16 protein-coding genes are annotated in these 15044 nt (G+C 69.2%); 5 read left to right on the top strand and 11 right to left on the bottom strand.

Features of this window, described 5'->3' with window-relative positions; all coding sequences use genetic code 11:
* Positions 1-13: 13 nt before the first annotated feature.
* The gene (locus tag LC438_RS02480) at positions 14-1483 is read left to right on the top strand and encodes a peptide MFS transporter (protein ID WP_105674282.1); all 1470 of its coding nucleotides are present in this window, start codon (positions 14-16) and stop codon (positions 1481-1483) included.
* A 60-nt stretch (positions 1484-1543) separates the two neighbouring features.
* Here the strand turns inward: LC438_RS02480 and LC438_RS02475 are convergent, their stop codons facing one another.
* The 6 genes from LC438_RS02475 to LC438_RS02450 form a co-directional block, all read right to left on the bottom strand.
* Positions 1544-2611, bottom strand: coding sequence for a hypothetical protein (locus LC438_RS02475; RefSeq protein WP_223585739.1), 1068 nt, complete (start codon positions 2609-2611; stop codon positions 1544-1546).
* Positions 2612-2634: 23 nt separating this feature from the next.
* Positions 2635-3252 carry an ATP-binding cassette domain-containing protein gene (locus LC438_RS02470; protein ID WP_223585738.1) on the bottom strand — a complete coding sequence of 206 codons (618 nt, stop codon included), beginning with the start codon at positions 3250-3252 and terminating at the stop codon, positions 2635-2637.
* On the bottom strand, positions 3243-4199 hold the full coding sequence (locus LC438_RS02465) for a hypothetical protein (RefSeq protein WP_223585737.1): 957 nt from the start codon (positions 4197-4199) through the stop codon (positions 3243-3245). The genes LC438_RS02470 and LC438_RS02465 overlap by 10 nt, the downstream gene beginning before the upstream one ends.
* A gap of 79 nt (positions 4200-4278) precedes the next feature.
* On the bottom strand, positions 4279-5013 hold the full coding sequence (locus LC438_RS02460) for a hypothetical protein (protein ID WP_146114306.1): 735 nt from the start codon (positions 5011-5013) through the stop codon (positions 4279-4281).
* 231 nt (positions 5014-5244) lie between these two features.
* Entirely contained in the window at positions 5245-5934 is a 690-nt protein-coding gene (locus LC438_RS02455; RefSeq protein ID WP_105674292.1) for a GNAT family N-acetyltransferase, read from the bottom strand.
* 19 nt (positions 5935-5953) lie between these two features.
* Complete coding sequence (locus LC438_RS02450; protein WP_223585736.1) at positions 5954-6586, bottom strand: hypothetical protein; 633 nt, start codon at positions 6584-6586, stop codon at positions 5954-5956.
* A gap of 78 nt (positions 6587-6664) precedes the next feature.
* On the opposite strand from LC438_RS02450, the gene LC438_RS02445 reads away from it, so the two are divergent.
* Complete coding sequence (locus tag LC438_RS02445) at positions 6665-7075, top strand: VOC family protein (protein WP_105674296.1); 411 nt, start codon at positions 6665-6667, stop codon at positions 7073-7075.
* A 59-nt stretch (positions 7076-7134) separates the two neighbouring features.
* Complete coding sequence (locus LC438_RS02440) at positions 7135-8577, top strand: MFS transporter (protein ID WP_223585735.1); 1443 nt, start codon at positions 7135-7137, stop codon at positions 8575-8577.
* Positions 8578-8601: 24 nt separating this feature from the next.
* Here LC438_RS02440 and LC438_RS02435 read toward each other — a convergent pair whose 3' ends face one another.
* The 5 genes from LC438_RS02435 to LC438_RS02415 form a co-directional block, all read right to left on the bottom strand.
* Positions 8602-9000 carry a hypothetical protein gene (locus LC438_RS02435; RefSeq protein WP_223585734.1) on the bottom strand — a complete coding sequence of 133 codons (399 nt, stop codon included), beginning with the start codon at positions 8998-9000 and terminating at the stop codon, positions 8602-8604.
* 40 nt (positions 9001-9040) lie between these two features.
* Complete coding sequence (locus LC438_RS02430) at positions 9041-9925, bottom strand: serine hydrolase (RefSeq protein ID WP_105674378.1); 885 nt, start codon at positions 9923-9925, stop codon at positions 9041-9043.
* A gap of 216 nt (positions 9926-10141) precedes the next feature.
* Entirely contained in the window at positions 10142-12106 is a 1965-nt protein-coding gene (locus LC438_RS02425) for a M13 family metallopeptidase (RefSeq protein WP_223585733.1), read from the bottom strand.
* 39 nt (positions 12107-12145) lie between these two features.
* Positions 12146-13303: a sensor histidine kinase KdpD gene (locus tag LC438_RS02420; RefSeq protein WP_223585732.1), complete on the bottom strand. Its 1158-nt coding sequence runs from the start codon at positions 13301-13303 to the stop codon at positions 12146-12148.
* A complete protein-coding gene (locus LC438_RS02415) occupies positions 13300-13995 on the bottom strand; it encodes a response regulator transcription factor (RefSeq protein WP_223585731.1) in 696 nt (231 codons plus the stop codon). Before LC438_RS02415 ends, LC438_RS02420 begins: the two co-directional genes overlap by 4 nt.
* 146 nt (positions 13996-14141) lie before the next feature.
* Between LC438_RS02415 and LC438_RS02410 the strand changes: the two genes are divergently transcribed.
* Positions 14142-14573, top strand: coding sequence for a DM13 domain-containing protein (locus LC438_RS02410; RefSeq protein ID WP_223585730.1), 432 nt, complete (start codon positions 14142-14144; stop codon positions 14571-14573).
* On the top strand, positions 14570-15043 hold the full coding sequence (locus LC438_RS02405) for a TQO small subunit DoxD (protein ID WP_223585729.1): 474 nt from the start codon (positions 14570-14572) through the stop codon (positions 15041-15043). Before LC438_RS02410 ends, LC438_RS02405 begins: the two co-directional genes overlap by 4 nt.
* Position 15044 lies beyond the last annotated feature (1 nt).

Genomic DNA, 15044 nt, shown 5'->3' with positions numbered 1-15044 from the left:
GTACCGTCGAGGGATGAGCACCGCAGAGCAGACCGGCGAGAACAGCCGTGAGGACACCCGCTTCTTCGGCCAGCCCTGGGCGCTGGTGCACATCTTCGGCGTGGAGATGTGGGAGCGCTTCAGCTTCTACGGCATGCAGGGCATCCTGCTCATCTACCTGTACTACTCGGCGACGCAGGGCGGTCTCGGCATCCCCGAGGCGGTCGCCGGCGGCATCGTCGGCGCCTACGGGGGATCGGTCTACCTGTCGACGATCCTCGGCGCCTGGGTCGCCGACCGCCTGCTCGGCTCCGAGCGCGTGCTGTTCCTCAGCGCGATCGTCATCGTCGCCGGACACATCGCCCTCGCCGTGCTCCCCGGCGTGCTCGGTGTGGGGGTCGGCCTCGTCCTCGTCGCGCTCGGCTCCGGCGGGCTCAAGGCGAACGCCACCTCGGTCGTCGGCAGCCTGTACAGCGCGGAGGATCCCCGACGGGATGCCGGGTTCTCCCTGTTCTACCTGGGCATCAACCTGGGCGCCTTCATGGGGCCGATCCTCACCGGCATCCTGCAGTCGTCGCTCGGCTTCCACTTCGGCTTCGGCCTCGCGGCCATCGGCATGACCCTCGGTCTCGTGCAGTACTCCTTCGGGCGCCGGAAGCTCCCCGACGCGGCCAGGCGCGTGCCGAACCCGCTCCCCGCCTCGCGCTACCCGCTGATGTGGATCATCGGCGGCGCCGGCATCCTGCTCGTCGTCGTGCTGGTGCTGGTGGGCGCGATCCGGCCGGACAACCTCGCGACGATCGTGATCTTCGGCACGATCATCGCCGCGGTCGCGTACTTCGCCGTGATCCTCGGCAGCCGCCGCATCGACGGGACGGAGCGGTCGCGCGTCTGGGCGTTCCTCCCCCTCTTCGTCACGAGCGTCGCCTTCTGGTCGCTGTACCAGCAGCAGTTCACGGTGCTCACGGTGTACTCCGACAAGAGGCTCGACCGCTCGCTCTTCGGCTGGGAGATGCCGGTGTCATGGGTGCAGTCGATCAACCCGGTGTTCATCATCATCCTGTCCGGCGTCTTCGCCGTGATCTGGACGCGCCTCGGCAGCCGCCAGCCCTCCACGCCCGTGAAGTTCGCGCTCGGGGCGATCGTGATGGGCGCCGCGTTCCTGCTGTTCCTCCCGTTCGCCGGGGGCGGCGAGAACTCCACGCCGCTGCTCGCGATCGTCGGCATCCTGTTCGTGTTCACCGTTGCGGAACTGCTGATCTCGCCCGTCGGGCTCTCGGTGGCCACCAAGCTCGCCCCTGCGGCGTTTCACACGCAGATGGTCGCGCTGTTCTTCCTGTCGATCGCGCTGGGCACGGCGATCTCGGGATGGCTCGTGCAGTTCTACGACCCGAGCGACGAGGTGCCCTACTTCTCGATCCTCGGCGGCATCGCGATCGTCGTCGGACTCGGACTGCTGCTCGCGGTGAAGCCCGTGCTGCGACTCATGAAGGGCGTCAGCTGAGCCCTACGCGGTGATGTCGGCGGGAGCAGCCGCTCCGACTCCGCTCAGCGCGGAGCTCGCTCAGCGCTCCCGGAAGTAGCGGAACAGGTGTCGTTCGCGAATGCCCGACCAGGCGAGGATCGTCCCGGCGACGACCCCTGCGAGCGTCGCGCACAGACCGCGGAGCGCGTACAGAGCAAGGGACTCTGTTGCGGTCGGCTCCGCCATGACGGCGAGGTGCACCGCGAACGGCGCAACCACCAGGGCGGCGATGAGAGTCACGATGATCATCTCCGACAGGAGCATCGCCAGCTGGTCCGCCCGCTGCACCCCCACATGGCGCGCGGAGGCGAGCTCAAGGCGTCGCCCACGCACGAACGTGACCGCTGCGATCGCACCGAGCACGAGACCGGCGACCGCAGCGTACTCCCAGACGTACGCGACGGGTCCCGTGTCGAACGTCGTTCCGAATGACGTGTTCACCCGGAGAAGCTTCGGACCCGAATCCGCGTCGTCCGACCCGGGCGCCGCCATGACGACAAGCCCCGTTAGGGACTCCACGTCTGACGTCTGAGGCCACACGGTGACCCAGCATTCATCGAACGGGCCCTGATCGGCGAGCGTTTCCGCAACCACGGAGAAGCCGAACCCAGGGCGCCTGCCGTCATCGGGGTAAGAGAACGAGCCAGCGACCGGAACTCGACCTCCGGCGATGAGAGCAGCCTGCCCGGATCGCCAGCCGAGGGCATCGACCACTTCCGTGGACAGAAGAACTCCCGTTCCCGTGACGTCAGCGCCGAGAACGCCGGCGAAGCCAGGCGTGCTCTCGTAGAAGCGGGCGGAGGTGCTCGGGAGCAGAGTGAGCCGCACACCATCGGACAACTCGCGCACGGCTCCGGCGGCCACGACGTTCGGGAGGTTGCCGAACGAATCGCACTGGGCTCCATCGATCCGCCCCGGCGCCTGTATGACCAGCGTCGCCGCCCCCGACTCACGGAAGTCCCGCGCGCGACGATCGGCGTCGAGGAGCGCAAGCTGCGGCAGAATCACCGCGGCGGCAAGGATCACCACGAGCACAGTAGCGAGCCAGGGACTCCCCCCGACTCCCGCGCGCAGGTTCCGAAGCGCCTCGCGCACCGCTTCACGCATGCGCATCGATCCTCGAACTCGGGTCATGACGGCGACGCCACCGCGAACCGGGCCATGTCGATGTGATCAGTGCACGCGTCGCGAGTGCCGACATCATGGGTTGCGACGACGACGATGCTGTCGCGTCCCGCTGCCGCCCCCAGCGCGTCGTTCACCGTCGCCGAGGTGGCCGGGTCCAGCTGTGCCGTCGGTTCATCCACGAGAAGCAGAGCGGGCGCAGCCGCGAGTCCTCTCGCGAGCAGAAGCCGCTGCGCTTCACCGCCGGACAGGGCCGAGAAGGACGTCTCCGCGCGGTGCGCGAGCCCGAAATCGTCGAGGAGCACCGCTGCCCGCGCTTCGGCATCCGACCGGGTCGCCCCTCTCGCGAGAAAGGGAAGCACCACGTGATCGAGCGCGGAGCGCTGATGCACGCCATGCGGGTTCTGGAAGACCCATCCGACGGTACCGGCCTCTCCCCGATCGACTTCTCCCTCAGCCGGGGCGACCCATCCGGCCAGGATGCTGAGCAACGTGGTCTTGCCCGATCCGGAAGGTCCGGTGACGGCGTAAGTCCGGCCGCTCCGAAGATCGAGATCCAGCCCACGGAAGAGGAACGGCTGCTCCCCGAACCGGTGACCGAGACCCGTCGCCGTCAACCGCATGTCGTCTTCGAGGGCGGATCGAGGGCTATCTCCGACAATGCGGCACCTTCGCCGGTCGGACGGACGAAGGACTGTCCGAGTTGAGACGCCAGCACATCAACCTTCGTCGGGGATCCTCCGTCGATGACGCAGAAAGAACCTCCCGCCTCGATGATCGCGCGCGGCGGCACCGGGTACACCTGCACGGGTTCGGTCAGCAGCAACGATGCCTTGATCTTCTCCGCGTCGGACACCTGCCGTGCGGCCGCATATGCAGGAGTGGCTGCGAGGCGGTCCAGGTCGACGGGTGCGAAGGCGCCTTCCGCGTCGACCGCGAACTCCTGGTCGTCGATTCTGACGAGACGCTGCCCCTCCGCCAGATCATCCGGGAGCGGCGACACCCGTGCACCCAGCACGAGCGACGGAAGGCCCGCGAGAGCGCCGCCCTGACCCACCTGACTGCCCACGGCGACAGGGCATTCCGTGGCGATGATCGACGGCGCAGGCAGCCACGTGACTGCGCCGAGCGAGATCGATTCGACGCCCGCCGCAGTGCCCCCGGCATTCACGACCAACTGACGGAAGGCCAGAAGGGTGGCGCGATTCACTGTGTCGCCGGGCTCGACGCCTGCGCCGAGACGGGCGAGTTCAGTGCGGAGCGCCACGACATCGGAGCCTTTCGCCCCGATCGCGAGATCACGCCAGAGCGGAACGCTCGTCGCCAGTGCGATCACCGGTGAGCCATCGACAGAGAAGGGGGCCGACCCCGAGGTGAGCGCCGCGCCCTTTTCACAGGTGGATGCTGTGACGATTCCCGTGCGGCCGCTTGTCAGAGCACGAGCCGGGCCGTACTCGACGGCGACGCCGACTGCGCGCTCATCTGAGAAGGACCGCTCTGACACCGGTAGCACCGTGGTCTCCGCGGGTGCCTCCAGCGATGCAGGTTTCGGCAGGGTGACCGCGAGCATGCCTGCAGCGGCCCCCAGGCAGAGAAGCGCCGCCGCGACGACAGCGTAAGACGACTTGCTCGCTCTCATCGATCCCGCCCTACGACCCGGCCCTGACGCCGAAGGGATTGTCCAGACACGTCGTGGCGTATGCGGCTTCGGGCAGTGGTGGTTGGCCCGACAGAAGGTCTTCGGTGTTGAAATCCGGTTCCACGACCTTCTCGTGGATCAAACAGTCGACGACGCCTTGGTCCCAGTCGCGCGATGCAGGGTTCATGACCTGATCCCGATAGACCGCGTCGACGATCAGGAGAGTGCCCTTCCCGCAGTCGCCTGCGACCTCGCCGTCAGCCCGAATCTGCTCTTCGGTCGCCTGTTCCTTGGGGCGGTTGATCGCCTGACGATAGATGCCGAACTCGTCGCGCTCGTCGGTGGCGGTGAGGCCGCGCCCCTCCACACAGGTCTTCCACGCTGCGAACGCCTCGTCGTACTCCGCCTGCGTAACCGTCCCGTCCTCGAGGACACCAGATTCGAACTCCGACAGTTCGACGCCGTCGTACCCGCTGACCACGCGGTCTACTCGATCGTTGCCAACGTCGTCCGCGGGAGCGCATGCGGCGAGGCTGACGCCCGCCCCCATGAAGATGAGGGCGAGCGTCAGTCCACGCAGAAGTGATGGTGCGAATGTCACCGGATCTGGAATCCGCCGTTGTACGGGTAGCCATTCGAGGCGCTCACCGTCGAGTACCCACTCGCCCGCCACGAGCCGTAGTACGTCGACACGACTCCTGTCGACGAGTTCAGCCGAGAGATGAAGGCCCTCGCCTGTGAACACGTGCCTCCGGTGCGCGCGTAGCTTGACGTGGTTCCCGTGTAGGAGCCTGTGACATCGCAGGTGGCAGCCGCCGCCGGACCGACTGGTCCTGTCAAGACGAATGCTCCTGCCGCCAGCGCCACTGCTGCGACAAATCCCCCGATTTTGCTTCGCATGATTTCTCCGATCGTTTTTGTTATTCCCCCGCGTGCACGGTATCGAGCGTCGTGCCCACCGTCAAGCACGACCCCCTCATGCGGTGAAGAGGTAGCCGCGCTCGACGTCGAAGCCCGCAAGGCGCAGGCCACGGCCGAGCAGAGCCTCCATCTCGGTGCGCAGACGCAGGCGCCACTCGTGCGCCGCGGCGGGGTCTGACTCTCGCAGTCCCTCGATGTCGGCGGGGATCGCCAGCGTCTCGACGACCGTCTCGGCGGCCGGCGGCCGGGCGATGTCGGCGAGCGCCCACTCGACGTCGAGGCGGTCGCTCTCGTCGCCCGCGTCTCCTCCGCCGAAGATGCCGTACACGTTGACCGAGTACCCGGTCGCGCGGGCGCCGAGGACGGTCAGGAAGAAGTGCGCGTTGCGCGCGACCAGCGGATCGAACGTCCAGGTGATGCGGCCCACATCGCGCGAGAAGGCCCACTGGCGCTGATGCTCCTTGAGCTCGCGCCCCCACCCACGACCGCGGTACTCCGGAACGAGCGCCGTGATGTGGGAGTGCATCGCGCGCCGACCGGGCTCGCCGAAGAAGGCGATGGATGCTCCGACCATGCGCTCCTCGTCGCCGTCGCCGTCGAAGAGGCCGACGACGTAGTTGCCGGACTGCTGCAGGGCACGCAGAGTGCCCGCGTCGACGACGCGTTCGGGGCCCCTGATGGAGTCCAGCAGGCCCTGGGCGTCGATGATGAGTTCAACGGTGTCGAGATCACGGATGCTGCGCACGGGTCCAGTCTGCCCCCTCTCACGCGGTTCGCGGAACCGCGCCCCGTGGGAACGCGGCGCCGCCGCCCGCCGCAAGGGACTCCGAGACGATGTCGAGGAACTCCTCCATCATCTCGACGCTCATCTCCGGGAGCATGCCGTCCCAGTACGAGAGCACGGCGCCGCGCCCCTGCATCATGCCCGCCGGTCGGGCGAACGCCCACAGGTGGAGATGCGCCGAGCCGTCGTTGAAGCGGCTGAAGTGGCACCGCGCGACACCGGGGATGCTCTTGACGGCCTCTGAGATGCGCTGCAGGAGAGGCCCGAGCGCGGCGAGCACCTCGACGGGGGCGTCCTCCAGCAGCCAGTGATCGCGCGGAGAGATGGCGCCGATGAACGGCAGACCACCCGGCTCCCAGCCCGCGCGCACCTGCCACAGGTCGTCGTGCCAGATCGTGTGCTCGTCTGCCTTGCAGCTCCCGCAGTTCTCCGGATCGAGCTCGCCGCTGCGCGGCTTCTCGGGAACGAGCATCGGCTCGAGCGGGCGCATGACGACGGACTCGTAGGCACCGGCCGGGCCCTGCGTCATCCACGATCCGTCCGGCCGCTCGCCGTAGACGAGGCGCCGGTGGAAGGGGGTGTCCGCGGGATGCTGCTCGATGTCTGCGCTCATCCCCACATGCAAGCACGCCGTCGAGCCGGTCGCTGCACACGACAGGCGGATGTCGGATGCCGGTGCGACACTCGTGTCATGCAACAGCGCGTCAGTTTCATCACCCTCGCCGTCGCCGATCTCGCCCGCAGCAGGGCGTTCTACGTCGACGGGCTCGGCTGGGAGCCGATCTTCGCCGGAGACGACGTCCTCATGTTCCCGGTCGCGGAGAAGGTGATCCTCTCGCTGTGGTCGGTCGAGGGCTTCACCGCCGAGATCGGCGAGGCACCGGCCGCGGGGGTCGCCCCGATCACCCTCGCGCACAACCTCGCCACGCCCGCTGAGGTCGACGACGTGCTCGCCGAGGCCGCGCTTCTCGGCGCCCCGGTGAGCCGCGGGCAGCAGCGGGTGTGGGGCGGCTACTCCGGGTACTTCACCGACCCCGACGGCTTCCGCTGGGAGATCGCGGTCAACCCCGGCGAGACCGGGGCGTTCGTGCTTCCGGAATGACCGCGACGGATTCGCTCACGACGCGCCTCGCCCCCGTCGAACGCCGATAGCCTGAGCCGATGGGAGAGAACGACGACCGCGCGCGAAAACGGCTCTCCCGCACACCGCCCAAGTGGGCGATCGTCGCGGTGCTGGCTTTCGCCGGACTCTGCTCGTCGTTCATGTTCACGCTCGTCGTCCCGCTGCAGGCCGAGCTTCCGCACCTGCTGAACTCCTCTCGCGAGGACACCACGTGGGTCGTCACGATCACGCTGCTGGTCGCCGCCGTCGCCACGCCGATCTCCGGCCGCCTGGGCGACATGTACGGCAAGCGTCGGGTCATCGTCGTGCTGCTCGCCCTCCTCATCGCGGGCTCCACGATCGCCGCCCTGTCCGGATCGATCGTCGGAGTCATCATCGGCCGCGCCCTGCAGGGCGCAGTGACAGGGGTCGTCCCGCTCGGCATCGCCGTCATGCGGGATGCGCTGCCACCCGAGCGACTCGGCACCGCCGTGGCTCTGATGAGCGCGACGATGGGAGTGGGCGGCGCGATCGGGATGCCCGTCGCCGCGGTCCTCGCCGAGAACGCCGACTGGCACTGGCTGTTCTGGCTCGCCGCCGCGCTCGGCGCCATCGGCCTCGTGCTCGTCCTCGTCACGGTCCCCCAGGACGTGCTCCGCTTCCCCGGTCGGCTCGACGTCCTCGGCGCCGTCGGGCTCGCGATCGGTTTGACCGGCATCCTCCTCTTCGTCTCCCGCGGCGCGCAGTGGGGATGGACGGCGCCGCTCACCCTCACCTGCATCATCGGGGGCATCCTGGTTCTGCTCCTCTGGGGCTGGTACCAGCTGCGCACGAAGGATCCGCTGCTCGACCTCCGCGTCGCCGCCCGCCCGGCGGTGCTGTTCACGAACATCGCCGCGATCGGCATGGGCTTCGCGCTGTTCGCCTCGAACGTGACGTTCCCCCAGCTCCTCGAGATGCCGGTCGGCTCCGGCTCAGGGTTCGGGCTCGACATGGTGGCGGCGTCTCTCGTGATCATGCCGGCCGGTCTCGTGATGATGGTCATCTCCCCGCTGTCCGGCTGGCTCGAACGCACCGTCGGACCTCGCCCGCTCTTCACCGTCGGCGCCGTCGCGATCATGCTCGCCTACCTCTTCGTGCTGCTGTGGTCGAGCGAGGTCTGGCACATCTTCGTCGCGAACATCCTCATCGGCGTGGGCATCGGCTTCACGTTCGCAGCCATGCCGATGATCATCATGCGCTCCGTGCCCGCCAACGAGACCGGCGCCTCGAACGGACTGAACGCGCTGTTCCGCTCGGTCGGCACGTCCAGCGCCTCGGCGGTGATGGGCGGAGTGCTCGCCGCGATGAGCGTGCAGGTCGACGGCGTCGCGGTGCCGACCCGCGCGGCCTTCGACGTCTGCTTCTGGCTCGCGATCGCCGCCGGAGCCGTGGCCGTCGTGCTCTCCCTGTTCATCCCGCGGCAGCGCGCGGCAGAGCGGCATCCGTCGCTTCCCGGCTGAACGGATCCTGCCGTGCGTCGGTGATCAGCCGATCGTGCGCGGGTCGGGGTCGCCGTCGCGCGGTGGACGCAGCCGATCGGGGATCGGCCACGCCAGCGTGAACTGCGCCGTCGCCGGACGGGTCATGTCGCCGAAGTCGTCGATCTTCACGACGATCCGCCCCGGAGCGCCCACCTCGTCGGGTGTCACCTCGAGGATCCGCACCCGCAGCGGGCGGTCGGCTTCGCCCTCCAGCATCCACGGGTCCGCGAGCCAGGCGATCCCCCGGTCCTCCAGCGCGACTTCGGCGTCCAGCCATTCGACGGGATCGGATGCCGTGCGCCCCAGCACGTCGACGGCGACCCAGTCGTCTCCCTCGGGGTGGATCCATCCGAGGAGCTCGCCGTCGTCGCGGCGGTGCGGGGTCCAGTCTGTGTAGGGCATCTCCCGATGCTAACCGCCGGATGCCGTGGCCGGCCGAACGTCAGTGCGTGTACTCCATGAGCTCGACGCCGAGCACGCGGAAGGCGTCGTGCGCCCTCAGCCGGTGCGCGATCGAGAGATCGTCGAAGCAGACGATGAGCGAGTACGCGACGCCGGCGCGGGGCCCCGCGAGGACTCCGGCCTCGGCGCGGACGCCGCGATCGCGCCCGGTCTTGTTGATGAAGAGCAGGCCGTGCGCGTCGTGGTCATGGGCGAACGGGTCGAGGCCCGTCGATGCGGCGACGAGACTGAGGTCCTGGTTGAGGCTGAGCCACTCCGACACCTGAGCGCTGACAGCCGCATCGACCACCTGGGAGTTCACGAGAGCCGAGAAGAGCCCGGCGAGCTCGCGTGCCGAGCCGACGGAGACATGCGGGGCGTCATCGGGGCCCCGCTCATCACGGAACCGGTCGAGCAGCGCCGTGCGGCGCAGCCCCAGCGATTCGATGCGCTCGCGCACCCGATCGTGTCCGACCTTCTGCAGGAGCGCGTTCACGGCGATCGGGTCACCGGCCGTGGCGGCGAGCACGGCGAGGTCTTCCAGCGGCAGCGCGGGGGCGTGCAGATGACGCCACAGCCCCGATGTCGACACCTGATCCACCGCGGTGCGATCGACGATCTCGAGCGGGTCGAGCGTTCCGGCCTCGAACCCCGCGGCGACCTCGATCAGCAGGGGCACCACGCCCAGCCCGGCCACGGGCATCGTCACATGGTCGTCTCCGGAGAGGACGTGCACGTGGCTGTCGAGGTCGACGACGTGCACCGACACCTGCGCCCCGGCATCCGCCAGCGCCTCCAGCGCGCGCAGCGTCGAGGTGAACGACCGCCGACCGGCGGCGGCACGACGCGGCAGGCGCCGACTGGTGCGCTGAGAGCGGCGCAGCATCGCCTGCGACGGCCCTTCGACAGGCTCGGGAGCGCCCACGCGTGATCCTTACGGGGGGTGGATTGGCGGGAAGCCGCGGGATGCACTCCCCCGCAGCACGGATATCGTAACCCCCGCGAGTGAGGAACCCTCACAAACTCCGGAGATTGGTCATCAGATCGTCACATGCGCGGCGTGCGCAGCGTCAGAAGTCTGTGACGCTGCGCACGCGGGCGTTCACCAGATGGTGACGCGGTCGCCCTCGGGCAGCCACAGGGCGTCGTCGGAGGTGACCCCGAACGCCTCGTAGAACGCGTCGATGTTGCGCACGATCTGATTGCAGCGGAACTCGTTCGGCGAGTGCGGGTCGATCGTGAGCAGGCGCAGCGTCTCCGCCTCGCGGCTCTTCTGCTGCCACACCTGGCCCCACGACAGCAGCAGTCGCTGCACGCCGGTATAGCCGTCGATGACGGGCGCCTCGGCACCCCCGAGCGAGAGCTCGTACGCCTTCAGCGCGATGCCGAGTCCGCCCAGGTCGCCGATGTTCTCGCCGATCGTGAGCGCCCCGTTGACGTGGTGCTCGGCGTCGAGTCCCTCGGGGACGAGCGCGTCGTACTGCGCGATGAGGGCCTTGGTGCGCTCCTCGAACGCCGAGCGGTCGGCATCCGTCCACCAGTCCTCGAGCTTGCCGTCGCCGTCGTAGCGGCTGCCCTGGTCGTCGAACCCGTGGCCGATCTCGTGGCCGATGACCGCGCCGATGCCGCCGTAGTTCGCCGCCGCGTCGCGCGAGGCGTCGAAGAAGGGGTACTGCAGGATCGCCGCGGGGAACACGATCTCGTTCATCGACGGGTTGTAGTACGCGTTCACCATCTGCGGAGGCATGTGCCACTCGGTGCGGTCGATCGGCGTGCCGACCTTGTCGATGTGGCGGTCGTGCTCGAAGATCGCGGCGCGGCGGACGTTGCCGAACAGGTCTGCGCGGTCGATCGCGAGGGAGGAGTAGTCGCGCCACACCTCGGGGTGTCCGATCTTCGGGGTGAAGGCGTCGAGCTTGGCGAGGGCGCGCTCGCGGGTCTCGGCGGTCATCCACTCGAGCTCGGCGATGCTCTGCCGGTACGCCTCGATCAGGTTGTCGACCAGCTCGTCCATCGCGGCCTTGGCCGTCGGCGGGTAGTGCCGCTCGACGTAGACCTTGCCGATGGCCTCGCCCAGCGCGCCCTCGGTGACGGACACTCCGCGCTTCCAGCGCTCGCGGATCGTCGGGACGCCGGACAACTCGGTGCCGTAGAACGAGAAGTTCTCCTGCACGAGGTCGTCGGTCAGGTATGGGGCGGCCGCGTGCACGACCTGCGCACGCAGCCACGCCTTCCAGTCGTCGAGGCGCTCATCGGTCAGCAGCGTGCCGAGTCCCTCGAAGAAGCTGGGCTGCGAGACGACCGCCTCGGCGAGCGCGACCGGGTTGGACGGGCTGACCGCGTCTCGCCACGCGCCGAGATCGACGCCAACGAGCTCCTGCAGCTCGGCCCAGGTCTTGAGGTTGTAGGTCTCCACGGCATCGCGGCTGCGCACGTTGTCCCAGTGGTGCCCCGCGAGCTCGGTCTCGAGGGCGATGGAGCGCTCCGCCTCGGACGCTGCGTCGGAGACGCCGGCGAGAGCGAGCAGGCGCTCGAGGTGCTCGCGGTACTTCGCCCGCGTGTCTTCGAAGGTGTCGAGGCGGTAGTAGCTCTCGTCGGGCAGCGACAGACCACCCTGCAGCAGCACGGGGACGTAGCGCTCGGGGTCGCCGGGGTCGCCGTCGACGTACAGTCCGATCAGGTGGGCGCGACCGTCGCGGTCGTACGCGCCCGCGACGCGCAGGAACGCGGGGATGCCGTCGATCGCGTCGATCTCGGCGAGGGTGTCGGCAAGCGGGGTCACACCCGCCGCGGCGATGCGGTCGGTGTCCATGAAGCTCGCGAACAGGTCGCCGATCTTGCGTGCGAGGGTGCCGTCGGCGGCATCCTGCGACTCTTCGATGATGGCCCTGACGTCTTTCTCGGCCTGCTCGGCGAGGAGGTGGAAGGACCCCCACCGCGCCTTGTCGCCCGGGATCTCGGTGCGGGACAGCCACGCGCCGTTGACGTGGCGGTACAGGTCATCCTGCGGACGGATGTCGGAGCTGAACTCTTCGGTGGCCAGGCCAGAGGGGAGGACGTCTGTCATGCGAACAGCCTATGCGGCGACGCCGACATCGGGCGCCGTTCAGTCCCGCTCCTGCGCCGCCCCGTACGGCAGCAGCACGTTCATGCGGAACCCGTCCGCGGTCAGCTCGGCGACGACGTCCCCGCCGTGGGCGCGGGCGAGACCGCGGGCGATCGAGAGCCCGATCCCCGACCCCGACGACACGAGACCGTCGCCGGACGTCGTGCGCGAGGCATCCGCACGCCAGCCGATGTCGAACATCCGGTCCAGATCCTCGACGGCCACCCCCGCCCCGTGGTCGAGGATCCCGAGCACCAGGCCGCGGCCGGCACCCTCCGACCCCGTGATGACGATGTCGGTCCCTGCGGGGGCGTGGGCGACCGCGTTCGTGAGCAGATTGCCGATGATCCGCCCCAGCTGGTGCGGATCCGCCCACAGCACCTGACCGGCGATCCCCCGCTCGACGATGCGCAGCCCTCGACGCTCGGCCGCCGCGCGGACATCGGCGACGGCATCCGACACGATGTCCAGGAGTCCCACCTGCTCGGTGCGCAATTGCACCGCGCCCGCCGTCAGCTTCGACAGCTCGAAGAGATCGTCGACCATGCGGCTCATCGTCTCCACCTGCGCCCTCACCTCTCCGGCGAAGCGCTCCGGCGCATCGGCGGCCCCCGCCTCGACAGACTCCGCGAGCGCGCGGACGGCCGTCAGCGGCGTGCGCAGATCGTGCGAGATCCATGCGAAGAACCGTCGCCGCGCCGAGTCCAGCTGCTCCAGCTCCGTGCGCGCAGCCTCCACCTTCGCCGAGACGGCCGCGAGCTGGGCGGAGAGATCGTCGATCTCGCTCCACCCCGACGGCTCCGCCTCCACCACGTCGCCGCCGCCCACGCGATCGAGCGACGCGGCGAACCTGCCGAGCGACGACCGCGCCGCGCGGGCGACGATCCATCCCACGGCGAGCGCGAGTGCGAGGGAGACGCCGAGGACGACGACGAGCACCGTCAGGTCGTGCACGGAGATGTACATCTCGATCGAGATCGCGAGGACGGATGCCGTCATCGCCGCCGTGCCCGCGCACGCCACCACGAGGAACTGGGCGGTCGTGGTGCGGCGACGCAGCAGTCGGAGCGCCAGGAGCGCGACGGCGGCCACGACGGCCGCGCACAGGATGCTCGTCATCACGATGAGGGCGACGTCTCCCGCCGCGAGCGCCATCATCCCGCCCTCCCCTGCGGCGAGAAGAAGTAGCCGACGCCCCACTCGGTGTGCAGGTGCTGCGGACTCTGCGGATCGGTTTCGATCTTCTCCCTGAGGCGCCGCACGTGCACGGTGACGGTGGCGCCGTCGCCGACGGTCCACCCCCACACCTCGCGCAGGATCTCGTCGCGACCGATCACGCGGTCCGGGTTGCGGACGAGGAACACGAGGAGGTCGTGCTCGCGCGCCGTGAGGACGACCTCGACCCCGCGCAGCCACACGCGACGGCGCACGGGGTCCACCCGGAATTCCCCGGCGATGATCTCCGCCGCCGACCCCGCGACGCGAGCGCGACGCACGAGCGCGCCGACACGCAGCAGCAGCTCGCGCAGGGAGAACGGCTTCGCGAGGTAGTCGTCGGCGCCGGCCTCGAGCCCGTCGATGCGGTCCTCCACCTGCCCCAGCGCCGTCAGCATCATGATCGGAACGTCGGAGATCGAGCGGATCTCACGGCAGAGCTCGTCGCCGCTGATGCCCGGCAGCATCCGATCGACGATCACGAGGTCGGGAGGGCCGGCCGAGATGGCCCTCCTCGCGGCGATCCCGTCGCCGTAGGCGGCGACGGCGTACCCGTTGGCGCGCAGGTAGGCGTCGACCGCTCCTCTGACGGTCGGGTCGTCCTCCACGACGACGACGCGGGCGGCCTCATCCATGCGGTCGACACTAGTCGCGGGGCGAGCACGGCCAGCCCGTTCCTTACGATCCTGAAAGGACTCCCCTTTCGCGCGGCCCCGCTCCGTAGCGTGCTCGGCAGTGCAATCAGCCGCGGCACCCGCCGTACAGCGAACAGGAGAATCCCATGCGCACGACCGCTCTCGCCGCCACAGCGGCACTCGCCCTCGCCCTCTCGCTCAGCGCCTGCAGCTCGCCAGGCGCCGACAGCGGAACGAAGCCGGAGCCCTCGACGTCGCAGAGCGCCTCCATGGGGATGGAGCGGACCGGAGACTTCGCCGGCCTCAACGACAAGACCGTGAAGGGCTCGGTGTCGGTGTCAGACGGGATGCTCGTCCTGTCTGACTTCTCCTCCGACGAGGGACCCGACCTGCACGTCTACCTGACGAACGGGACCGACGAGGCCGCCGTCTCGGCAGGGGTGATGGTCGACGCGGTGTCCTTCGACACCGCATCGCAGACCTTCACCCTGAAGGACGCCGACATCGCCGACTACACCTACGTCGTGATCCACTGCGACAAGGCCAAGGCGGTGTTCGGCGCCGCGAAGCTGTCATGAGCGGCACCGGGCGAACCCCCGCCCTCGCCTCGTCGCTGCTCGGCGGCGCGGCGAGGGTCGCCGTCGGGGTGCTCTGGCTTCTGGAGGGGATCCTGAAGTACCGCGCGGGGTTCGGCGCGGCCGATATCGAGCTCGTCGCCAGGAGCACCGCAGGCAACAGCAGGACGCCCTGGTGGTTCGCGCCCCTCGGCGGCGCGATGGACAGCGCGGCGGGCCTCTTCGGGGTGGTGATACCGGCGCTCGAGACGCTGCTCGGCGCGCTTCTCCTCGTCGGCCTGATGACGAGACCCGTCGCGCTGGCGTCGATCGGGACGCTGATGCTCTACTGGGCGTCAGACCAGCTGATCGCCCAGTATCCCGTGATGGTGCTGCTGTCGGCGCTCGTGCTCGTGCTGCCGGCGGCGGGACGGTTCGGGGTCGACGGCTGGTGGCGGAGACGTCAGAACGCCTCTCGACGGGACCCGGACTGAG

The organism is Microbacterium sp. OVT16B (assembly GCF_019969705.1).
Lineage (GTDB): Bacteria > Actinomycetota > Actinomycetes > Actinomycetales > Microbacteriaceae > Microbacterium > Microbacterium natoriense.
Note: the sequence above shows the minus strand (reverse complement) of the source record. Positions and strands in the feature narration are given on the sequence as shown.